Annotated in this window: 14 protein-coding genes; 6 read left to right on the forward strand and 8 right to left on the reverse strand. The window is 65.2% G+C overall.

The features are described 5' to 3' along the window. The first annotated feature begins 49 nt into the window (after positions 1 to 49). Complete coding sequence (locus tag AC25M7_RS21035; protein WP_486971417.1) at positions 50 to 2,836, forward strand: dermonecrotic toxin domain-containing protein; 2,787 nt, start codon at positions 50 to 52, stop codon at positions 2,834 to 2,836. Here the strand turns inward: AC25M7_RS21035 and AC25M7_RS21040 are convergent. From AC25M7_RS21040 to glnE, 8 genes are all read right to left on the reverse strand, one after another. After that, positions 2,809 to 4,251 (reverse strand): lipopolysaccharide kinase InaA family protein, encoded by a 1,443-nt coding sequence (locus tag AC25M7_RS21040; protein WP_069016549.1) that lies wholly within the window; start codon positions 4,249 to 4,251, stop codon positions 2,809 to 2,811. The genes AC25M7_RS21035 and AC25M7_RS21040 overlap by 28 nt on opposite strands. Next, the gene (locus tag AC25M7_RS21045) at positions 4,251 to 5,003 is read right to left on the reverse strand and encodes a lipopolysaccharide kinase InaA family protein (protein ID WP_062362889.1); all 753 of its coding nucleotides are present in this window, start codon (positions 5,001 to 5,003) and stop codon (positions 4,251 to 4,253) included. Before AC25M7_RS21045 ends, AC25M7_RS21040 begins: the two co-directional genes overlap by 1 nt. Then, entirely contained in the window at positions 5,000 to 5,734 is a 735-nt protein-coding gene (locus AC25M7_RS21050; RefSeq protein ID WP_028689087.1) for a lipopolysaccharide kinase InaA family protein, read from the reverse strand. The genes AC25M7_RS21045 and AC25M7_RS21050 overlap by 4 nt, the downstream gene beginning before the upstream one ends. Beyond that, positions 5,734 to 6,540 carry a lipopolysaccharide core heptose(I) kinase RfaP gene (gene rfaP, locus AC25M7_RS21055; RefSeq protein ID WP_028689088.1) on the reverse strand — a complete coding sequence of 269 codons (807 nt, stop codon included), beginning with the start codon at positions 6,538 to 6,540 and terminating at the stop codon, positions 5,734 to 5,736. The genes AC25M7_RS21050 and rfaP overlap by 1 nt, the downstream gene beginning before the upstream one ends. Then, positions 6,537 to 7,661, reverse strand: coding sequence for a glycosyltransferase family 4 protein (locus AC25M7_RS21060; protein ID WP_028689089.1), 1,125 nt, complete (start codon positions 7,659 to 7,661; stop codon positions 6,537 to 6,539). The genes rfaP and AC25M7_RS21060 overlap by 4 nt, the downstream gene beginning before the upstream one ends. After that, positions 7,661 to 8,719: a lipopolysaccharide heptosyltransferase I gene (gene waaC, locus AC25M7_RS21065; protein WP_486971418.1), complete on the reverse strand. Its 1,059-nt coding sequence runs from the start codon at positions 8,717 to 8,719 to the stop codon at positions 7,661 to 7,663. The genes AC25M7_RS21060 and waaC overlap by 1 nt, the downstream gene beginning before the upstream one ends. After that, entirely contained in the window at positions 8,720 to 9,769 is a 1,050-nt protein-coding gene (gene waaF, locus AC25M7_RS21070) for a lipopolysaccharide heptosyltransferase II (RefSeq protein ID WP_028689091.1), read from the reverse strand. 225 nt (positions 9,770 to 9,994) lie between these two features. Continuing rightward, the gene (gene glnE, locus AC25M7_RS21075) at positions 9,995 to 12,928 is read right to left on the reverse strand and encodes a bifunctional [glutamate--ammonia ligase]-adenylyl-L-tyrosine phosphorylase/[glutamate--ammonia-ligase] adenylyltransferase (protein WP_486971419.1); all 2,934 of its coding nucleotides are present in this window, start codon (positions 12,926 to 12,928) and stop codon (positions 9,995 to 9,997) included. Positions 12,929 to 13,311: 383 nt separating this feature from the next. On the opposite strand from glnE, the gene aceE reads away from it, so the two are divergent. The 5 genes from aceE (at position 13,312) to AC25M7_RS21100 (ending at position 22,028) form a co-directional block, all read left to right on the forward strand. Then, on the forward strand, positions 13,312 to 15,957 hold the full coding sequence (gene aceE / locus AC25M7_RS21080) for a pyruvate dehydrogenase (acetyl-transferring), homodimeric type (RefSeq protein ID WP_028689093.1): 2,646 nt from the start codon (positions 13,312 to 13,314) through the stop codon (positions 15,955 to 15,957). Between the two features lie 13 nt (positions 15,958 to 15,970). Then, positions 15,971 to 17,596, forward strand: coding sequence for a dihydrolipoyllysine-residue acetyltransferase (gene aceF, locus AC25M7_RS21085; RefSeq protein WP_486971420.1), 1,626 nt, complete (start codon positions 15,971 to 15,973; stop codon positions 17,594 to 17,596). 301 nt (positions 17,597 to 17,897) lie between these two features. After that, positions 17,898 to 20,591, forward strand: coding sequence for a putative bifunctional diguanylate cyclase/phosphodiesterase (locus AC25M7_RS21090; RefSeq protein ID WP_486971421.1), 2,694 nt, complete (start codon positions 17,898 to 17,900; stop codon positions 20,589 to 20,591). A gap of 150 nt (positions 20,592 to 20,741) precedes the next feature. After that, positions 20,742 to 21,410 carry a peptide-methionine (S)-S-oxide reductase MsrA gene (msrA, locus tag AC25M7_RS21095; RefSeq protein WP_028689096.1) on the forward strand — a complete coding sequence of 223 codons (669 nt, stop codon included), beginning with the start codon at positions 20,742 to 20,744 and terminating at the stop codon, positions 21,408 to 21,410. 3 nt (positions 21,411 to 21,413) lie between these two features. Further along, entirely contained in the window at positions 21,414 to 22,028 is a 615-nt protein-coding gene (locus tag AC25M7_RS21100; protein ID WP_088851392.1) for a glutathione S-transferase, read from the forward strand. Positions 22,029 to 22,219 lie beyond the last annotated feature (191 nt).

Below are 22,219 nucleotides of genomic sequence, written 5' to 3' on the forward strand. Positions count from 1 at the left end.
CCGCCACGCACGCCAAGCTTCACCGCTTCATCACCTCGGAGCGGACTGCATGAGCCTGCAACATTTCCAATCTTTCGACCAACAGCTGGGTACCCTGCTCGCCTCGCCACCCTACCCTGATGCCTCGCTGGGCTGGCTTAACGCCCGCCAGCGTTTTTTTGCCAGCCTTTCCGGCTACTGGCTCGAAACGGGCAGCGGTGCAGAGAGTCGCCAGACTCGGTTGGTCGCATTGCTTCGCCAGCAATTGCTTGCCCAGGTCACCTTGCGTCTAGATGACCACACACTCGGCTCGAACCATGCCGAATTGCTCGAAACGTGTGTGCAGATGCCGTTGCCCTGGCAACGCCAACACCTGCCTGAGGCTCAACGGCCGCAGGTCTATCGCCCACTGCTGGATATCGCCCCCCCCCACTGGCGCAAATACCTGCCCGGCGTATTCGTGATCGTCGAAGGCGGTCCCGAGGGGGGCACGCCCGATCCCCGGCAAACCAGCAACCACGCTCTATTGTGCAGCCTGTCGCATGGCATAGAAGCGTTCGAAGACCTGGGGCAATTGCATGCCGAGCTGTGCGAGCGGCTCGACGACCCGCAGCAGAGCCGCGCACTGTTGCGGCATATCACCAGCAAAAGAGATCGCGACCTGGCCCGTAACGCAGAGCGCTTACGCTATGAATGGTTCAACGACGACCTGGTGCAGGCCCAGGCGCAATCCCTCATCGACGGACAACACGCCCGTCTGGTCCTGGTCTGGGAGAATGCGGCGCTACAAAGCCCGGTCGACTGGCCAACCCTGCGCGCACGCGTCGCCGAGGCTGGTGACCTGTTGCCCTGGGCCGACAGCCGGTCAGCCCTGCAAACCCGCTATGGGCTGTTGCTGGAAAGAAACTCACCCGCCTGGCTGAAGAACGCGTCTACGCAAGGCCTGACGCATATCATGCAGACCCTGCAGGAGCTGGTGATAGCCATCGACCAGGCGGCCGCACCAGGGATTCTGAACCATGAGCAATTTCTCGACGAGCATGACTTGAACGCCTGGACCTGCGGGCAACTGCGCGCTGCAATGCGTCATCAATACCAGTTCGATACCGATCCACTTGAGATCTACGTCAGCGTGACGCTGGCCCGGCAACAGGGACCGATGCTGCATCCTGGGCTCACCACCGGCTACGTACCCGTAGCCAGTCGCCGGCAAGTGGGCGACACGGTGGAACTGGTATCACGGACCTACCGCCTCGACCAGTTGGCCAGGCTCAACATCGGCTGGATCGACGTGGACTATTGGCTCACAGCACGCGTGCACCGCAAAGACGGCAGCCAAGTGCCGCAGATCACGCCGCGCCAGATCAAGCACATAATACGCACCCTGAACGTGGGCGAACGCTACAGCCAGTATCTGCGCACGCACCTGCTCGATTCACCCGCCGGGCAGTGGCGCCAAGCGTGCTTTGTCGCCATAAGCAGGGCGCGCATGCGTGCCGAAGCGGCCAAGGCGCGCTATGCCGGCCACTTTCTGGAGGACCCTTTTGAGCGTGGTTACACATGGACGAAAACAGCAATCGACCATCCGGACAGTAGACAACGCCCGAGCGGCAGTGTCCGTCAGTGGTTGATAAACAGCCACACGGTCCACGGCGTTTTGCTGGTGACACCCGATACCCCTGGCGTGCATCGTTTAGTTGTGTACACCCCCGACGCGCCGGACCGAAGATCCTGGCGGGAATTTCGCAACGCCCGGCATCTGCTCAGGACACTGCGCGACCAGCCCGCTCTGCGCGAGTATGTGAAGGACCGCGTGCCACTGGCCGACCGCGATGCGATCGAGCGCTGGTTGCTCAAGGGCGGGCTGGGGGCGCGGGTGAACACACCTCGGATCGTCGGGGATTTCCAGCAGGCCCGCTATCGGGCCGAAGTGAGCGCCGCACTCAGCGCAGTGGATTCAGCCACCAACACCAAGCTTGAACTGTTGGGAGAGATGAGCATGCATGTGCTGTGGATCACGCTCGACCTGCTCAGCCTGGTATTGCCCAACCCCGCGCTCACCGCCTTGTCGTTCGGGCGAGCAGTGCTCTCGGTGCTGGACCTGGAGAAGTCTTGCCGTGAAGCAGACCGCATCGGCGTGCTCAAGCATATGGTCGAGGCCTTTACCCACACCAGCGACGGCATCAACAGCATAAACGGGTCTTCCGTGGTGCGTCGGGCGATCCGTGGCATGCCACCGACACCCGTGCTTAAACTGCCCCTGGAACTGGCCAAGCCTGTAGATACCAGCACATTGCGTTACCGGGTCGATGGCATTCACAAAGAGGGCATCTATGAACAACCTTCGCCTTACCCAGGGCTGACGTTCTACTTCATAAAGAACAGCGAAGAACGCACCTACCAGGTCTCGTACGATGGCTATCGCTGGCGAGTGATCGATCCGCGCAAACCGGACGCCTACACCAAGGTGCCAGTGAAACGACGCAAGGACGGCGAATGGGTCGTCGACTCACCGTTAGTGTGGCATGACGGCCTGCCAGACCTGCAGGCGCTGCTCGACAATTGCCGGCTCAGCTCAATCCCCGCTGGTGTCAAGCATGGCGAGGCGCTTGGGTTGTACCAAGGCAGCAACGGCCTGTACCTGCGGCTGAGCAGTCACGCGCTGCCACTGCGTCTGCACCTGCTGGACAACCACTATCACTTGATAATCGCAGGCCAACGCGAGCTCGGCGGTAACCCCTGGGCAATCCTGCGCTGGCACGAGCGACGATGGCAGATCCGCGTGCGCCAGACCGGACGCAGCAGCGAATGGCTCGAGCTGCCCCCGGTTTACTCCCCAAGCCTTGGAAGCAACTGATCGAGGCGCTGGTGCAACGCGCTGCCACTCGGCCAGTTGCGCAGCAGCCGCGCCCGGTCCCGGGCGAAGGCCGGGGCGAAGCTGAGCTGGGTGGCGTGCTGGCACATGGCGTCGAGGTCGATCAGCGACCATTGGCCGTCCTGCCAGAACAGGTTGTGGCCCTTGAAGTCGCCATGGCTGATACGCTCGCGGATCAGCTGCTGCATCACCCGTATCAAGGCCTCGACCTGCTCGTCGGGCGCCTCGCCGCTTTCCACGTAGGGTGCGAAGCATTCGATCAGGTCCGGCCCATCGGCGTACTCGGTCACCAGGTAGGCCGTGCTGCGCAGCCCCATCACCCGCTGCTCCAGCACCGCCAGGGGGCGAGGCGTGGCGATGTCGAGAAACGTCAGGCGATGGCCTTCGATCCACGAATGCCAAGCCCGGCTCGGGCGCCAGAAGCGCTTGAACCAGTGGGCGGTGTTCTTGATGTTGTAGCGCTTGAGCACCAACGTGCGCCCGGCTACCTCGATACGCGCCACGCTGGCCGCGCCACCGGTCTTGTACAGATGGCCCTGGTCGATCAGCGCATCGGCCTGCTCCAGCACCGGACGCATCGCTTCGAGCTCGTTGCGGCAAATCGCCCGCAGCCCGGACAGGTTGCGCTCGACGCTGAACAGCGTGCATTCGCGGCCGGCCTTGTCCAGGTAGTCCTTCAGGCGCCAAGCGCGCACCTTGTCCACCTGCTTGTGCAGCGCTTCCAGCGGCAGCGCGTGCTCGGCATTGGCCAGCACGTAGTGCACCAGCGCTTCCTCGATGAACGGCTCCAGGCGCTTGGGCAACTGGGCGAAGAACACCCCGAGGTTCTCCAGCACGCGCTGGCGCGACAGTTGCTGGCCGGGCGTCTCGGCCTTGATGCCCGCGCCGTCGATCAGGTACAGCTGGCCATCCTGGCGCAGCAGGTTATCCAGGTGCAGGTCTTCCTGCCACAGGCCCTTGGCGTGCATCTGCGCCACGGCGGTGAGGGCCTCGCCCAGCACCAGGTGCTGCTCGTCGGCCAGCATCGGCAGTTGCTCCACCCGGGCCCAGGCGTCGCCCAGGCTTTCGGCATGGTCGAGGTATTCGAACAACAGCCAGCCGCCCTCGCCTTCCTTGAGGCCATCGGCCAGCAGGCGTGGAGTGGTCAGGCCTTGCTCGGCCATCAGCAGGGCGCCATCGCGCTCACGCTGGAAATGCCGGGCGGCATTGCCACCGACCAGCAACTTGGCCAGCACCTTGGTGCCACGCCAGATACCCGCGCCGACATAACGCTGGCCCGGCAGCACGCGCAACAGGCTGAGCAACTGCAGGTCGGCGCTGCCCGCGGCGTCGGCGAGGGTGACGGTCAGCGGCAGGCTCGGGCTGCGCCCGGCCGCCTTCAATTCGGACAGGCGCATCAGCGGGCCTCTTTGTGACGACGGCGTTGGGTCAGGCGTTGCAGCCAGGTGGATACCGGGGCGCTGTCCGCCGGCTGCTCCAGATAAGCCGCCAGCAGCATGCGCACATCGGCCTCGTCCCAGGCCCGGGCGCGGCGCAGCAACGGCTCGAGGTCCTTGACCCGGTCACGCATGCCAAACAGCAACGGACGGGTCTTTTCCAGGTCGATCAGCTGGGCCTGCCAGCCCTCGCGGCGCTCACGCAGGAAGATGTGCTTGGGGTAGAAGCAGCCGTGCATCTGCCCGGCGGCGTGCAGGGTGCGGGCCAGCCGTCCACAGGCCTGGAGGATCGCCTGGTGCTGCGACGCGTCCATCTGCGCCCAGCGGCCGAGCAGTTGCTCAAGGTCGGTCCACTCGTCCAGCGCCCGGGTCATGAGGATCGCCCGGTGCTCGCCACCCTGCTTGCGCTCGCCATAGAAGACCGCCTGCAGCGCGGGAATCTCGAGCTTCTGGTAGCGGCTGATGTTGCGAAACTCCCGGGCGAAGGTCGGCTCGCCAAAGGGCCGCTGCAGGCTGCGGGTGAAGTAGTCGCTCTGGCGCTTGAGGTAGAAACCCTTGCCCTCGAGCTCCAGGCGGAACACGCTGCTCCAGCCGCCACGGCCGGTATTGGGTTCGTCCACGGCATCCAGCTGCAGGGCCCACAGCGCCTCGAAGTCGCTCAGCCCGTGGCGTTGCAGCAGCGCCTGGTCGGCACTGGCCAGGTAATCGGTCATTCCCTTCCCTCGAAAAAGCCCAGCACCTGGCGAATGCGCTTCTTGTCACGGGCGTTCAGACGCGCGTGTCCGCGGTACTGCAGGTAGAAGCGCAGACGCTGGGTCGCCGACAGGTGGTACTTGGCCACCTTGTCCAGGCACGCCAGGTCCTTGATCAGCCTGTGGCGCAGCATGAAGCCGCGCCAGAAGTCGCCGGTCGGGCAGTCGATGAAGAATAGCGTGCCCTGGTCGTCGACCAGCAGGTTGCGCCATTTAAGGTCGTTATGGGCGAAGTGGTGATCGTGCATCACACGAGTGTGACGTGCCAGCTGGCGGCTGACGTGATCGACCCAGGCGGCGTCGCGCAGGCGCGGATCATTGCGTTCGGCCAACGCCGAGAGGTCTTCGGTGCGCGGCAGCTCGCGGGTGATCATCGCCCCGCGGCCAAAGGCCAGGCCCTGGCGCTCGAGCCCCCAGGCGACCACATCGGCGGTGGGGATGCCCCACTTGGCGAACTGCTTGAGGTTCTGCCATTCGGCCTTGACCCTGGGTCGGCCCAGGTAGCGGCGCATGTGCTTGCCGGCGCCGGTGTAGCGCTTGACGTAGTAGTTGACGCCATCGCGCTCGATGCGGATGACCTCGCTCAGCGGGTCGCGGGTCAGGCGCTCGCCCTGGAGGGCGAACACCGCGTCGATACTGCCGAAATCGGCCGCCAGGTGCGCATACTCGGGCGCCAGGTTCCAGCTCGCCATCAGAGTGCGTCCCCGTAACGTTGCTTGCGGTCGTAGAGTTTCTGCGCCTTGCGCTCCAGCCAGGCGAGCAGCGCGGCTTCGTCCTTGAGCACCTGGCGCAACGGGCGCTGGAAGTAGCCGCGCAGGAAGCGCAGCTTGTCGCGGCGGGTCAGGCCGATGTCCAGGGCCGAGAAATACAGGGCGGCCAGGTCCTTGTCGCGCCAGCGACGGGTGATCTTCGCCCGGGTCTGGGCGCGGTGCAGGTCGATCACCGACAGTTTGAAGTCTTCCGGCGTCACCGGGCGGTCGGTGTGCAGCAGGAAGTGGCAGATGTAACAGTCGCGGTGGTTGACCCCGGCGCGGTGCATGCCGCCGGTCATCTTCGCCACTTCGGCGATCAGCGCGCGCTTCAGGCGCGGCGCTGGCGGCTGCTTGACCCAGTCGATGCTGAAGTCTTCCAGGCTGACAGTGGGCGCCAGCTCCTCGGTAACGATGAACGAGTGCTGGGTGGCCGGATTGCTGCCACGCTCGCCGTAGGCCACCGCGGTCATGGTCGGCACACCGGCTTCATGCAGGCGCTGGATGGCCCGCCATTCCTGGCCGGCGCCGAGCACCGGCAGCTTGGCGCTGAACAGGTTCTTGAAGATCTCGCCCCAGCCGATGCCGCGGTGGATCTTGACGAAGAAGCCCGCGCCATCGACCTCGGTGCGCAGGGTGCGGCGGCCTTCCAGCTCGCGGTACACCTCGCCCTGCAGGGCCTCGACGGCCTCGAAGGGATCGCGCCCGACCCACAGGCGCTTGAACGGTTCGGCCAGTATCAGCTTCATGCGGTCTCCTGACCGAGGATCACATCGGCGGCATGCTGCGGCATGCTGTACAGGTCGGCGGTCTCGGCGAAGGCCACACCGTGGTCCGACCAGGCCGCGCGGGCCCCGGCGTCTTCGAGCATGCGTTGCAGGTAGCGGTTCAACTGCTCCTGCTCGAACGGCTCGTCCAGCACCAGGCCGCTATCGGCCTCGGCGATGTAGTGGGCATAGCCACAGACCTTGGACACCAGCACCGGCAACCCGGCGACCAGCGCTTCGAGCAGCACGGTCCCGGTGTTCTCGTTGTAGGCCGGGTGGATCAGCAGGTCGGCACCGAGCAGAAAACGCGGAATGTCGCTGCGGCCCTTGAGGAACTGCACCTGCTCGCCCAGGCCGAGCGCCGCGCTTTGCACCTGAAACAGCTTGGGGTCGTCCTGGCCGATGACCATCAGCTTGGTACGCTTGCGCAGGGCCGACGGCAACGCCGCCAGGGCCTTGAGGCTGCGGTCCACCCCCTTGGTCTTGAAGCCCGAGCCGATCTGCACCAGCAGCAATTCATCGTCGGCCAGGCCGAACTCCTGGCGGAAGTCGGCGCGAATGGTCGCGGCGTCGGCCGGGCGGCGGCGGTCCTGGGAGATACCCGGCGGCAGCAGGTGGAAGCGCGCCTCGGGGGTGCCGTAGTGCTTGATGAATAGCGGCTGCTGCACCTCGGAAATCATCAGGATCTCGGTATGCGCATCCTTGGCGAACACCGCCCGCTCGTATTCAGCGAAATGGCGGTAACGGCCCCAGCGGCGGTACAGGCCGCCGCGCAGGGTCTGGGCCTTGTCCTCGAAACAGCCGTCGGCGGCGTAGTAGACGTCCAGGCCGGGCATCTTGTTGAAGCCGATCAGGCGATCGACCGGACGCTTGGCCAGGTCGGCTTCCATCCAGGCGCTGAGCTTCTCGTTGCGGCGGTGGTTGAACAGCGCCTTGACCGGCGCCACCAGCACCTCGAAGCCCGGCGGAATGTCACCTTCCCAGATCAGCGTGTACACGCGGATCTGGTGACCCCGCTTCTGGCACTCGAGGGCGATGCGCATGAAGTCGCGCTGCAGCCCGCCAAAGGGGAAATACTTGTAGAGCACAAAAGCCAGTTGCATCAACGAACATCCTCAGCCAGCAGCAGCGCGCTCAAGCGGCCCGCCACACGCTCGGGATTCAGGCGAGTGAAGCACAGCGGCCACTCGCGTTTGAGATCGAACCGGCGCAGGTCCTCGGCGCTCGGTTTGTAGGTGCACTTCTTCTGCAGGCACGGGGCGCAGGGGAAGTCGCTCGCCTGGTGGATCTGGGCGCGTCCGTAGGCGCCAGTCAGACCAGGGTTGGTGGGGCCGAACAGCGAGATGGTCGGCACATCCAGCGCGGCGGCCAGGTGGCCGAGGCCGGTGTCCACCGCCACGCAGGCCTTGGCCGCCGCCAGCACGCGGGCGACGCCGGCCAGGTTCAACTTGGGGAGCACCTGGCAGTTGTTCAAGCCTTGGGCAATGCGCTCGGCGCGGGCCTTTTCCGCCGGGTTGCCCCACGGCAGCATCACCTGCAGCTTGCGCCGGCCCATGCGCTCGGCCAGCTCGCGCCAGTAGGCCTCCGGCCAGTGCTTGGTGGCCCAGGTGGTGCCGTGCAGGAACACCACGTAGGGCGCGGCCGGCGGCAGTTGCAGGCGGTTGAGGTCCAGGCCGTAGTCGCCCAGCCCTTCCGGCAGGTCGTAGGCCAGGGCCAGGGCGAACAGCTGGCGCACGCGCTCCACGGCGTGCTGGCCGACGGCGACCGACAGGCGCCGGTCGTAGAAGCGGCTGGCCCAGCCCTCGCGGGCCGAGTAACGGTCCAGGCCGGCCACCGGCGCTTTCACATAGCGCGTCAGCCAGGCCGACTTGACCAGGCCCTGGGCATCGATCACCAGGTCGTACTTGTGTTCGCGCAGGCGTTGCTTGAACGCCTTCCATTCGCCGCTCTTGAGCGTCTGCCAGAGATTCTTGCGCCAGCGGCGTATCGCCACCGGGATCACCCGGTCGACCGCCGGATGCCAGCTGGGGATCTCGGCGAAGCCTTCTTCCACCACCCAGTCGAAACGGATGCCTGGGATGGCGTGGGCGGCGTCGGTGAGGGCCGGCAGGGTGTGGATGACATCGCCCAGCGACGAGGTCTTGATGATCAGTACCCGCACTCAGTCGACCTCGGCCACGGTATCGATCAGGTTCGGCCCGCCCAGGCCCTGCAGCGCGGCGATCACCTTGGCCGGCTCCAGCAGGCGCAGGCAGTTGTAGTGGCCGAAGCGGCAGGTGCGTTCGAAGCAGGGGCTGCACTCGATGCCGGTGCGCACCACCTCCACCTGGTCGGCCAGCGGCGGGGTGAAGCCCGGCGAGGTCGAGCCGTACACCGCCACCAGAGGGCGGTTGAGGGCGGCGGCCACATGCATCAGGCCCGAATCGTTGGACACCACCGCATCGGCACAGGACATCAGGTCGATGGCCTCGGCCAGGGAGGTTTCCCCCGCCAGGTTGCAGGATTCCTCGCGCAGCCCGGGGATCAACCGGTCGCGAATCTGCTCGCCCACCGGATGATCGTTCTTCGAGCCGAACAGCCACACCTGCCAGCCCTGGCGAATCATCGCGTCAGCCACTTCGGCGTAATGCTCGGCCGGCCAGCGCTTGGCCTCGCCGAACTCGGCGCCCGGGCACAGCGCCAGCACCGGGCGGTCCAGCGCCAGGCCGAACTTGGCCAGGGCCGCTTCGCGGCTCGCGGCTTCGATCTGCAGGCTCGGACGCGGGTAAGGCTTGGGCAACTCGGCATCCGGCGCGTAGGCCAGGGCCATGAAGCGCTCGATCATCAGCGGGTAGCGGGCCTTGTCCAGCTTGCGCACGTCGTTGAGCAGCAGGTAGCGCATCTCGCCGCGCCAGCCGGTGCGCTTGGGGATACCGGCGAAATACGGCACCAGCGCCGACTTGAGCGAGTTGGGCAGCAGGATCGCCTGGTCGTACTGGCCGGCCAGCGACTTGCCGATGCGCCGGCGCGTGGCCAGCTCCAGCGCGCCGTGGCCGAGCGGGAAGCTCAAGGCCTGGCGCACCTCGGGCATGCGTTCGAGGATCGGTCGGCTCCACTCAGGGGCCAGGACGTCGATCACGCAGTCGGGGTGCTGCTGTTTGAGGCACTGGAACAGGGTCTGCGCCATCACCATGTCGCCGACCCAGCTGGGGCCAATGATCAGTATTCTCATGCTTTATCCAGAAACATTCGGGGAGGCTGCAGGCTGCGCTACAACCTGGCCTCCCCTCTTTATATTCAGGCTATGTGGCGGACAGTGTACCACCGGTGGTGAGGCATGAACCTTTGGGGCTGCTTTGCAGCCCTTTCGCGACACAAGGCCGCTCCTACAGGGAACGCAATCCCTTGTAGGAGCGGCCTTGTGTCGCGAAAGGGCCGCACAGCGGCCCCAACAACCTCAAGTCAGACCCAGCTCACTCCAGATCCGCCTTACCTCACGACGCTCATCGACAAACTGCGCCGCATCGATCACCCCTGCCTGCTTCTGCAGGGCCTGGCGGTGCGACGCCGAGCGGAACGCCTTGTACACCTCGCGCAGCAGCACGGCGTCGGCGGCGGGCATCAGCCCGGCCTGCTCCAGCTCTTCGAGGATGCGGATGTTGTCGGTCCAGCGCAGTATGGCCGGATGGTCGTGGGACCAGGCCAAAGCGGCGTATTGCACCATAAATTCGATATCCACGATACCGCCGGCATCCTGCTTGATATCGAACGGCTGACCGGCCTCGAAGGCATTGCCCGCGGTGCCGGCGGCAGTGAGCTTGGTGCCCAGGTTGTTGCGCATCTTGGCGCGCATCTCGCTGACGTCGACGCGCAGCTTGTCGAGGTCGCGTGGCTGGCCGAGGACCTGCGCCCGCACCGACTCGAAGGCCGTCGCCACCTGCTTGCAACCCACCAATACGCGGGCCCGCACCAGTGCCTGGTGCTCCCAGGTCCAGGCCTCGTTCTGCTGGTAGCGCTCGAAGGCGCCCAGCGAGCTGACCAGCAGCCCCGAGGCGCCGGAGGGACGCAGGCGCATGTCCACGTCGTAGAGCTGGCCGGAGTTGGTCTGGGTGGTCAGCAGGTGGATGATGCGCTGGCCCAGGCGGGTGTAGAACTGCGCGCTGTCGATGGGCTTGGCGCCGTCGGTTTCGGCATTCGGGTCGCCATCATGAATGAACACCAGGTCCAGGTCAGAACCATGGCCCAACTCCAGGCCGCCGACCTTGCCGTAGCCGACGATGATGAAGCCCGGGTCGCACAGGGTGCCGTCGCTGCGCTTGGGCTGACCATGACGCGCCACGGTCTGGCGCCAAGCCAGGGCCAACACCTGGTCAAGAATCGCCTCGGCCAGCCAGGTCAGGTAGTCGCTGACCTTCATCAAGGGCAGGTTACCGCTGATTTCCGAGGCGGCCACGCGCAGGTTGTGGGCCAGCTTGAAGTGGCGCAGGGCCTCCATCTGCTGTTCCAGGTCATCCTCGGGAATGCGCGTCAGGCGCTCGCGCAGCTCGGCGGCCAGCTCCGGCGCCAACGGCGGGCTGAACAACCGGCCCTCATTGAGCAGTTCGTCGAGCAGCAGCGGGTAACGGGCCATCTGCTCGGCAATCCACGGGCTGGCGGCGCACAGGGTCAGCAGGCGGCGCAGGGCGCCGGGGTTTTCGGTAAGCAGCACCAGGTAGGCCGAGCGCCGCGCCACGGCCTCGACCAATGGCAGCACCCGCTCCAGCACCAGGTCGGGGTTGTCGTGCTCGACCGCCTGGGCCAGCAGCCTCGGAATGAAGGCGTCCAGGCGCTCGCGACCGATGCGCTGCATCGAGCGCAGGGTCGGGCTGGCCCGCAACGCGGTCAGGCGGCGCAGGGCCTCGGCCGGCTGCCGGAAGCCCGCTTCCTCCAATTGGCGGGAGGCGGCGTCTTCATCCTGGGCCTGCTCCCACAGGGGCGACCACTCGCCGCCGACCACCAGTTCGCCTTCGGCCTCATCTTCATCCGGGTCGGCGATGACCTGGCGGAAATGCCAGTCGATACGCCCACGCCAGTGCATCAATTGGCCGTGGAAGCTGTCCCAGTCGGCGAAGCCGAGCATGTAGGCGATGCGCGCGCGGTCGGTCGGGTCGTCCGGCAGCATCTGGGTCTGGCGGTCGGCGATGGCCTGGATCGCGTGCTCGGTGTAACGCAGGAATTCATAGCCGTCGCGCAGCTCGGCGACCACGGCCGTAGGCAGGTAGCCCTGCCCTTCCAGGGTGGTCAGGACCTTGAGTAACGGCCGCTGCTGCAGGCTCAGGTCGCGACCGCCGTGAATCAGCTGGAACGCCTGGGCGATGAACTCCACTTCGCGAATGCCACCGGCACCGAGCTTGATGTTGTCGGCCATGCCTTTGCGCCGCACTTCCTGCTGGATCAGCTGCTTCATGGTGCGCAGCGCCTCGATGGCGGAGAAGTCCAGGTAGCGTCGGTAGACGAACGGCCGCAGCATCTCCTGCAACTGCGCGCCGGCCACCTGATCGCCAGCGACCACTCGCGCCTTGATCATGGCGTAGCGCTCCCAGTCGCGGCCCTGATCCTGGTAGTACTGCTCCAGGGCATTGAAGCTGAGCACCAGTGCACCAGCAGAGCCATAAGGGCGCAGGCGCATGTCGACGCGGAATACGAAGCCGTCGACGGTGACCGGATCGAGCGCCTTGATCAGGCGCTGGCCCAGGCGGGTGAAGAACTCCTGGTTGTCCAGCGAGCGCTTGACCCCTTCGGTTTCGCCGCCCTCGGGGAAGGCGAAGATCAAGTCGATGTCGGACGACAGGTTCAGCTCCACCGCGCCCAGCTTGCCCATGCCCAGCACCACCAGGTGCTGGGGCTGGCCGCTGCGGTTGCCGATGGGCGTGCCGAACTGCTGGCAGTGGCGCGGGTACAGCCATAGATAGGCTTCGTCGATGCTGGCGTCGGCCAGGTCGGACAGGTCGCGGCAGGTCTCGGGCAACGCGGCCTGGCGGGTAATGTCGCGCCAGATGATGCGCAGTTGCTGGCGGTTGCGCTCGCGGCGCAGGTTGCGCGCCAACTCGTCCTCATTCTGGGCGGCATCGGCCGCGGCGTTGATCTGCGCACGCAGCTGGCCCGGCGCGTAGGCCTGGCCCATCGTGCCGCTGGCCAGCAGTTCGAACAGCATCGCCGGATCACGCTGGGCCTGGGCCAGGACGAAATCGCTGGCGGCGGCGACCTGGTCGAACTGGCGTCGGTGCTCGGCGCTCAGGCTGTCCAGATCCAGCTCGGGGTGACCAATCAAGGCATCGCGCATGAATTGCTGGTTGCGAGCGACCAGCGGTTGGAGGACAGCAGGCAGATCGAGCGGCAAAGGCAGGCGCATGGTCTATCCTTGATCGGCGTGAAAGAGAGCGGTTGCGCAGGGCAAACGGGGGTTGGACCACGGTTGGACTGTCGTACAAAAGTTGGAAATAGCTGAAATAGACGAAAAATTGGCAAAACCCATCAAGATCTACCTATCAGCGACACACCACCAACCAACATGAACGTTTTTCCTCACAACCCGGGATGCGACCAAACGTCGCATTTGTGTAGTTTTACTACTACTCATGACCTGCCAAAGCATGAAATGAGAAAGCATTTGTAGTAAAACTACACCGCGCCGGATGACTGTCCGGTAATCCAAGAATTCACGACGTCTGCCCATAAGGCCAGTCGCAAACTCAGGCCATCGATTCTGGTGGCCTTTCCGCCCTGGAGCAAGCCATGCAAGACCTCGATCCAATCGAAACCCAGGAATGGCTGGATGCCCTGGAGTCGGTCCTCGACAAAGAAGGCGAAGACCGCGCTCATTACCTGATGACCCGTATGGGCGAGCTGGCCACCCGCAGTGGCTCGCAGCTGCCGTATGCCATCACCACGCCGTACCGCAACACCATCCCTGTCACCCACGAAGCACGCATGCCTGGCGACCTGTTCATGGAACGCCGCATCCGCTCGATGGTGCGTTGGAACGCCCTGGCCATGGTCATGCGCACCAACCTGAAAGACTCGGACCTGGGCGGACACATCTCCAGCTTCGCCTCCAGCGCCACCCTGTACGACATCGGCTTCAACTACTTCTTCCAGGCCCCGACCGAAGAACACGGCGGCGACCTGATCTTCTTCCAGGGCCACGCCTCGCCAGGCGTCTACGCCCGTGCCTTCATGGAAGGCCGCATCAGCGAAGATCAGATGAACAACTTCCGTCAGGAAGTGGACGGCAACGGCCTGTCTTCGTACCCGCACCCATGGCTGATGCCTGACTTCTGGCAGTTCCCGACCGTATCGATGGGTCTGGGTCCGATCCAGGCCATCTACCAGGCGCGCTTCATGAAGTACCTGGAAGCCCGTGGCTTCATCCCGGCCGGCAAGCAGAAGGTCTGGTGCTTCATGGGCGACGGCGAGTGCGACGAGCCGGAATCCCTGGGCGCGATCGCCCTGGCCGGCCGCGAGAAGCTGGATAACCTGATTTTTGTCATCAACTGCAACCTGCAGCGCCTCGACGGCCCGGTTCGCGGCAACGGCAAGATCATCCAGGAACTCGAAGGCGTGTTCCGTGGCGGTGGCTGGAACGTCAACAAAGTCGTCTGGGGCCGCTTCTGGGACCCACTGCTGGCCAAGGACACCAACGGTGCCCTGCAGCGCCGCATGGACGAAGTCATCGACGGCGAGTACCAGAACTACAAAGCCAAAGACGGCGCGTACGTTCGTGAGCACTTCTTCAACACCCCAGAGCTCAAGGCCATGGTCGAGGACCTGTCCGACGACGAGATCTGGAAGCTCAACCGTGGCGGCCACGACCCGTACAAGGTCTACGCGGCGTACCACCAGGCTGTGAACCACAAAGAGCAGCCGACCGTCATCCTGGCCAAGACCATCAAGGGTTACGGTACCGGTGCCGGCGAAGCCAAGAACACCGCGCACAACACCAAGAAGGTCGACGTCGACAGCCTGCGTCACTTCCGTGACCGCTTCGACATCCCGGTCAAGGATGCCGACCTTGAGAACCTGCCGTTCTTCAAGCCCGAAGAAGGCTCCGCCGAAGCCAAGTACCTGGCCGAGCGCCGCGCTGCCCTGGGCGGTTTCGTGCCACAGCGCCGTGCCAAGAGCTTCAGCGTGCCGACCCCGCCACTGGAAACGCTGAAAGCGATCCTGGACGGCTCGGGCGACCGCGAAATCTCCACCACCATGGCCTTCGTGCGCATCCTGGCGCAGTTGGTCAAGGACAAGGACATCGGCCAGCGCATCGTCCCGATCATCCCGGACGAAGCCCGTACCTTCGGTATGGAAGGCATGTTCCGCCAGCTGGGCATCTACTCGTCGGTCGGCCAGCTCTACGAGCCGGTCGATAAAGACCAGGTGATGTTCTACCGCGAAGACAAGAAGGGCCAGATCCTCGAGGAAGGCATCAACGAAGCCGGCGCCATGTCGTCGTTCATCGCCGCCGGTACCTCGTACAGCTGCCACAACCAGCCGATGCTGCCGTTCTACATCTTCTACTCGATGTTCGGCTTCCAGCGTATCGGCGACCTGGCCTGGGCCGCCGGCGACAGCCGCACCCGTGGCTTCCTGATCGGCGGTACCGCCGGCCGTACCACCCTCAACGGTGAAGGCCTGCAGCACGAAGACGGTCACAGCCACATGATGGCGGGCACCATCCCGAACTGCCGCACCTACGATCCGACCTACGGCTACGAGCTGGCGGTGATCATCCAGGACGGCATGAAGAAGATGACCGAAGAGCAACAGGACATCTTCTACTACATCACCGTGATGAACGAGTCGTACCAGCAGCCAGCCATGCCGGCCGGTGTCGAGGACGGCATCATCAAGGGCATGTACCTGCTCGAGGAAGACACCCGCGAAGCCGCGCACCACGTACAGCTGATGGGCTCCGGCACCATCCTGCGCGAAGTCCGCGAGGCCGCGAAGATCCTGCGCGAAGAGTTCAACGTCGGCGCCGACGTATGGAGCGTCACCAGCTTCAACGAACTGCGTCGCGACGGCCTGGCCGTGGAACGCGCCAACCGCCTCAAGCCTGGCCAGAAGCCTCAGAAGACCTACGTCGAAGAGTGCCTGGGCGGTCGCAAGGGCCCGGTCATCGCCTCCACCGACTACATGAAGCTGTTCGCCGAGCAGATTCGCCAGTGGGTGCCGAGCAAAGAGTTCAAGGTTCTGGGTACCGACGGTTACGGTCGCAGCGACAGCCGCAAGAAGCTGCGTCACTTCTTCGAAGTCGACCGCCACTTCGTGGTGCTGGCTGCCCTGGAAGCCCTGGCTGACCGTGGCGAGATCGAACCCAAGGTTGTGGCTGACGCCATCGTCAAGTTCGGCATCGATCCGGACAAGCGCAACCCACTGGACTGCTGAGGAGTATTTTTAAGTGAGCGAACTCATTCGCGTACCTGACATCGGCAGCGGTGAAGGTGAAATCATCGAGCTGTTCGTCAAGGTCGGTGACCGTATCGAGGCTGACCAGAGCCTGCTGACCCTGGAGTCCGACAAGGCCTCCATGGAGATCCCCGCGCCGAAGGCCGGTGTGGTCAAGGAACTGAAGGTCAAGCTGGGCGACCGCCTGAAAGAAGGCGACGAGCTGCTGATCCTGGAAGTCGAGGGCGCCGCTGCGGCGCCTGAGGCTCCAGCCGCCGCGCCTGCCCAGGCTGCGGCTCCCGCGCCTGCCGCCGAAGCCGCCCCTGCTCCCGCTCCGGCCGCAGCCCCGGCTGCCGCCAGCGTGCAGGACATCCACGTGCCGGACATCGGCTCGTCGGGCAAGGCCAAGATCATCGAAGTGCTGGTCAAGGTCGGCGACACCGTCGAAGCCGACCAGTCGCTGATCACCCTGGAGTCCGACAAGGCCTCCATGGAGATCCCATCGCCGGCTGCCGGCGTGGTCGAAGAAGTGCTGTGCAAGCTGGAAGATGAAGTCGGCACTGGCGACCTGATCTTCAAGCTGAAAGTCGCTGGCGCCGCGCCGGCTGCTGCTCCGGCCCCTGCTGCTGCCCCGGCTCCGGCCAAGGCTGAAGCGGCACCGGCCGCCGCGCCTGCCGCTGCCGCCCCTGCTCCGGTAGCCACCGCACCGGCCGCCGGCAGCAACGCCAAGGTTCATGCAGGCCCAGCCGTTCGTCAGCTGGCCCGTGAATTCGGTGTCGACCTGGGCGCGGTTGCCGCCACCGGTCCGCACGGCCGTATCCTCAAGGAAGACGTGCAGGTCTACGTCAAGGCCATGATGCAGAAGGCCAAGGAAGCTCCAGCCGCCGGTGCTACCGGTGGTGCAGGCATCCCGCCGATCCCGGCCGTGGACTTCAGCAAGTTCGGTGAAGTGGAAGAAGTGGCCCTGACCCGCCTGATGCAGGTCGGTGCCGCCAACCTGCACCGCAGCTGGCTGAACGTGCCGCACGTGACCCAGTTCGACTCCGCCGACATCACCGAGCTGGAAGCCTTCCGCGTCGCGCAGAAGGCCGTGGCCGAGAAGGCTGGCGTCAAGCTGACCGTGCTGCCGCTGCTGCTCAAGGCCTGCGCTTTCCTGCTCAAGGAACTGCCGGACTTCAACAGCTCGCTGGCGCCAAGCGGCAAGGCGATCATCCGCAAGAAGTACGTGCACATCGGCTTCGCCGTGGACACCCCGGACGGTCTGCTGGTCCCGGTGATCAAGAACGTCGACCAGAAGAGCCTGCTGCAACTGGCTGCCGAAGCTGCCGCGCTGGCCGAGAAAGCCCGCACCAAGAAGCTTTCGGCCGACGAGATGCAGGGCGCCTGCTTCACCATCTCCAGCCTCGGCCACATTGGCGGCACCGGCTTCACGCCGATCGTCAACGCGCCTGAGGTGGCGATCCTCGGTGTGTCCAAGGCGACCATGCAGCCGGTCTGGGACGGCAAGGCCTTCCAGCCGAAGCTGATGCTGCCGCTGTCGCTGTCCTACGATCACCGTGTGATCAATGGCGCCGCCGCCGCGCGCTTCACCAAGCGCCTGGGCGACGTGCTGGGCGACATCCGCACCATGCTGCTGTAACGCTGCACGCTGCCCCTCCCCCGGAGGGGCAGCCCCGTTTTCGAGCTGCCACGCTCGTACCTCAACCCCGCCAATTGGCGGGGCTTTTTTTGCCCGCATGAATGTCACGGCCTTGTAGAAACCAGCTTGCTGGCGAACAGGTGGATGGTTCGCCAGCAAGCTGGCGCCTACAGATTTCATGCAACTGGCCGACAACCTGTTCACAGCATCCCCCATGGCCGCTTGCCAGCCCCAGGGACATGATGCAACCTTGCCCGATGCGCCGTGCTCCAGGCCGCGCCCCAGTTCAAGCGAGTCTTCGATGAAAAGCCAACCCGATGCCGCCAGCCGTGTGGCGGCCGAGGTCGTGACGCAGCTTCCCGTGCCCTCGCGGCTCGGCATGCTGCGTTTCGAGCGGCTGAACGAAGCCAGCTGGGCCATGCTTTACCTCGACCCGGGCTGCGACCGCCAGTTCGGCCTGCCCGCCGCCGAGCTCTGCGCCCTGATCGGTTCGCCCTACGCCAGCCTCATGGAGCCAGAAGCACGCTACAAGCTGCACGACGAGATCCAGCTGCAGCTGGCTCAGCGCGGCTACTACCGGGTTAGCTACACCCTGCACGCCTGCCCGGCGCCGCTGCGCCTGCTGGAGGTCGGGGAGAGCTACAAGCAGCACAACCGCCAGCTGCTGCGCGGCTACCTGACGGTGTTCGACGACCACCGCCAGGACACCCCGGACCTCGACGCCAACGACCTGGAGTCGCGCAACAACCGCCTGCAACTGGCCCTGCAACTGAACCAGCGCGCCCAACAAGAGCAACTCGAACACCTGGAGCGGGTTCGCGCCCAGCAGGACCTGATCCTGCGCCTGGCGCGCCAGCGCTACAGCATCGGCAACTCGCTGCTCGAAGCCGCCGAGCTGATCACCCGCAGTGCCTGCGAGATCTACAAGGTCGACTGCGCCAGCATCTGGTACCTGAACGACCAGCGCCTGGAGCCGATCAGCGCCTGGTACAGCCGCGACCAACAGCACCGCATGCCCGAGGCGATCGACGCCAGCCGCTTTCCGGACTATCTGGAAGCCCTGCACGCCAGCCGCGCCATCGACGCCCACAACGCCAGCCACGACCCGCGCACCCGCGAGATGGCCGAATCGCTGTACAGCACCGACGACAACGCCATGCTCGATGCCAGTGTCCGCATCGACGGCCAAGTGGTCGGCGTGCTGTGCCTGGAGCAGACCGGCCAGCCACGGGCCTGGCAGTCGGACGAGATCGCCTTCGCTGGCGAGCTGGCCGACCAGTTCGCCCAAGTCATCAACAACCACAACCGGCGTACCGCCGCCAGCGCCCTGCACCTGTTCCAGCGCGCCGTGGAACAGAGCGCCAGCGCCTTCCTGCTGGTCAACCGCGACGGCGTGGTGGAATACGTCAACCCCAGCTTCACCGCGATCACCCAGTACAGCACCGAGGAGGTCCAGGGCCATCACCTGGCCGAACTGCCGGCGCTGGAAAACTTGAGCGAGCTGCTGTTCGACTCACCGTCCAGCCTGGCCATGGGCAACAGCTGGCAAGGCGAGTTCAAAAGCCGGCGCAAGAACCTCGAGCCCTACTGGGGCCAGCTATCGATCTCCAAGGTGTACGGCGACAACCGCGAGCTGACCCACTACATCGGCATCTACGAGGATGTGACCCAGACCAAGCTGGCCCAGCAGCGCATCGAGCGCCTGGCCTACACCGACAACCTGACCAACCTGGGCAACCGCCCGGCGTTCATCCGCAACCTCGACGAGCGCTTCGCCCGCGACAGCGCCAGCCCCATCTGCCTGCTGCTGGTGGACATCGACAACTTCAAGCGGATCAACGACAGCCTCGGCCACCAGACCGGCGACAAGCTGCTGATCAGCCTGGCCCGGCGCCTGCGCAACAGCCTGGCCAACGGCGGCAGCCTGGCGCGCTTCGCCAGCAACGAGTTCGCCGTGCTGCTGGACGACACCAGCCTGGAAGATGGCCAGGGCGTCGCCCACCAGTTGCTGCGCACCCTCGACAAACCAATGTTCGTCGACAACCAGCTGATCAACGTCACCGCCTCCGTGGGCCTGGCCTGCGCGCCGCTGCACGGCAGCGACCCGGCCACGTTGATGAAAAACGCGGGCCTGGCCCTGCACAAGGCCAAGGCCAACGGCAAGCACCAGGTCCAGGTGTTCACCGAAGTGCTCAACGCCGAGGCCAGCTACAAGCTGTTCGTCGAGAACAACCTGCGCCGCGCCCTGACCCAGAACGAACTGGAAGTGTTCTACCAGCCCAAGCTGTGCCTGCGCAGCGGCCGCCTGCTCGGCCTGGAGGCGCTGCTGCGCTGGAACCACCCCGAGCGCGGCATGATCCGCCCCGACCAGTTCATCAGCGTGGCCGAGGAAACCGGCCTGATCATCCCCATCGGCAAGTGGGTGGTGCGCCAATCCTGCCGCATGAGCCAGCAGTTGCGCGAAGCCGGCTTCGGCAACCTGCACGTGGCCATCAACCTGTCGCCCAAGCAGTTCTCCGATCCCGAACTGGTCAGTTCGATCGGCAGCATCCTCAAGGAAGAAGCCCTGCCGCCGCACCTGCTGGAGCTGGAACTGACCGAAGGCCTGCTGCTGGAAGCCACCGAGGACACCCACCGCCAGCTCGACGAGCTCAAGGCCCTGGGCCTGACCCTGGCCATGGACGACTTCGGCACCGGCTACTCGTCGCTGAGCTACCTGAAGAAGTTCCCGATCGACATCATCAAGATCGACCGCAGCTTCATCAACGAGATCCCCGACAACCAGGACGACATGGAGATCACCTCGGCGGTGGTGGCCATGGCCCACAACCTCAAGCTCAAGGTGGTCGCCGAAGGAATCGAGACGCCCGAGCAGCTGGCGTTCCTGCGCCGGCACCGCTGCGACGTCGGCCAGGGCTACCTGTTCGACCGGCCGATTCCGGGGCGCGAGCTGAACGACAAGCTGCGCCGCTACCCGCGTGGGCCGGTGGACTGACAGCGGCGCCAACCTCGGGCACTATAGGAACCATTCGGGCCTCACCGCCGACAGGCCGGCTCCCACAGTCGAACGCATAACCCTGAGGGAGCCGGCTTGCCGGCGATTGGGCCAACACCTGTCCAACTGAAAAGACACAGAGGAACGGCCATGGTCCTGCGTTCGGAAATCCTGGTGAACAAAAACGTCCTGCCCACCGCGGAACAGGCCCTGCCTGGCCGCGAAACCCCGATGACCCTGCCCGAGTTCCACTACGTGTTCGAAGGCACCCCGCTGCTCGGCCCGTTCTTCGAAGGCGACATCGACTTCGCCATCTTCGGCCTGGGCTGCTTCTGGGGCGCCGAGCGCCGTTTCTGGCAGCGCGAAGGCGTGGTCAGCACCGTGGTCGGCTACGCCGGCGGTTTCACCCCCAATCCCACCTACGAGGAAGTCTGCTCGGGCCTGACCGGCCACACCGAGGTGGTGCTGGTGGTGTTCGACAAGAACCGGGTCAGCTACCGCGAGCTGCTGGCGATGTTCTGGGAGTTGCACAACCCGACCCAGGGCATGCGCCAGGGCAACGATGTCGGCACCCAGTACCGCTCGGCGATCTACTGCACCTCGCCGCAGCAGCTCGATGAAGCAAACGCGAGCAAGGCCGCCTTCCAGGCCGAGCTGGGCAAGGCCGGCTTCGGTGAGATCACCACCGAGATCGCCCAGGCGCCGACCGTGTACTTCGCCGAGGCCTACCACCAGCAGTACCTGGCCAAGAACCCGGAAGGCTACTGCGGCATCGGCGGCACCGGCGTGTGCCTGCCGCCCAGCCTGCAGGGCAACTGAGCCATGATCCTGTTCCATTCGCCGCTGTCGCCATTCGTGCGCAAGGTGATGATCGTGCTGCACGAGACCGGCCAGTTGGACCGCGTCACCGTGCAGGGCGTGAACATCAGCCCGGTGAACGGCGACGCGCAGCTCAACCAGGGCAACCCGATCGGCAAGATCCCGGCCCTGCGCCTGGACGACGGCAGCGTGCTGCACGACAGCCGGGTGATCTGCGAGTACCTCGACAGCCAGCACGTTGGCCTGCCGCTGATCCCCCGCGAGGGCTCGGCACGCTGGCGGCGTCTGACCCTGGCCTCTCAGGCCGACGCGATCATGGATGCGGCAGTGGCCACCCGCTACGAGACCTTCCTGCGCCCGGTGGACAAGCAGTGGGACGGTTGGGTGCAGGCACAGGGCGAGAAGATCCGCCGCAGCCTGGCGAGCCTGGAGCGCGAGCACCTGGCTGAGATCGCCTCGGGGTTCGATATCGCCGCGATCGGGGCGGCCTGTGCGTTGGGGTATCTGGACCTGCGCCAGCCTGAGTTCGATTGGCGTGGGCTGTATCCAGGGCTGGCGGCGTGGTATGCCGAGGTGGCAAAGCGACCGTCGATGGTGGCTACAGCTCCGTTAGCCTGAGACTGCGCCAGCGAGGGCTTCGCTCTCGTTTCGCGACACAAGGCCGCTCCAGGATTACGCGATCGTCTGTAGGAGCGGCCTTGCGTCGCGAAAGAGGGTGTCAGAAATTTTGTGTTCGGGCATAACATGAGTAAGAGGTGCATGTATGCCAACCAAAAAGAAACCCTTGCGTGACCTGCCCAAAATCCCCA

The organism is Pseudomonas sp. P106(2024), from assembly GCF_057480815.1.

Bases quoted from the DNA above. Each gene is read 5' to 3' on its own strand.
- AC25M7_RS21090 (WP_486971421.1), top strand. From the start codon at position 17,898: ATGAAAAGCCAACCCGATGCCGCCAGCCGTGTGGCGGCCGAGGTCGTG.
- glnE (WP_486971419.1), bottom strand. From the start codon at position 12,928: ATGCGCCTGCCTTTGCCGCTCGATCTGCCTGCTGTCCTCCAACCGCTG.
- AC25M7_RS21050 (WP_028689087.1), bottom strand. From the start codon at position 5,734: ATGGCGAGCTGGAACCTGGCGCCCGAGTATGCGCACCTGGCGGCCGAT.
- AC25M7_RS21045 (WP_062362889.1), bottom strand. From the start codon at position 5,003: ATGACCGATTACCTGGCCAGTGCCGACCAGGCGCTGCTGCAACGCCAC.
- waaF (WP_028689091.1), bottom strand. From the start codon at position 9,769: ATGAGAATACTGATCATTGGCCCCAGCTGGGTCGGCGACATGGTGATG.
- AC25M7_RS21100 (WP_088851392.1), top strand. From the start codon at position 21,414: ATGATCCTGTTCCATTCGCCGCTGTCGCCATTCGTGCGCAAGGTGATG.
- aceE (WP_028689093.1), top strand. From the start codon at position 13,312: ATGCAAGACCTCGATCCAATCGAAACCCAGGAATGGCTGGATGCCCTG.
- msrA (WP_028689096.1), top strand. From the start codon at position 20,742: ATGGTCCTGCGTTCGGAAATCCTGGTGAACAAAAACGTCCTGCCCACC.
- AC25M7_RS21040 (WP_069016549.1), bottom strand. From the start codon at position 4,251: ATGCGCCTGTCCGAATTGAAGGCGGCCGGGCGCAGCCCGAGCCTGCCG.
- rfaP (WP_028689088.1), bottom strand. From the start codon at position 6,540: ATGAAGCTGATACTGGCCGAACCGTTCAAGCGCCTGTGGGTCGGGCGC.
- AC25M7_RS21060 (WP_028689089.1), bottom strand. From the start codon at position 7,661: ATGCAACTGGCTTTTGTGCTCTACAAGTATTTCCCCTTTGGCGGGCTG.
- AC25M7_RS21035 (WP_486971417.1), top strand. From the start codon at position 50: ATGAGCCTGCAACATTTCCAATCTTTCGACCAACAGCTGGGTACCCTG.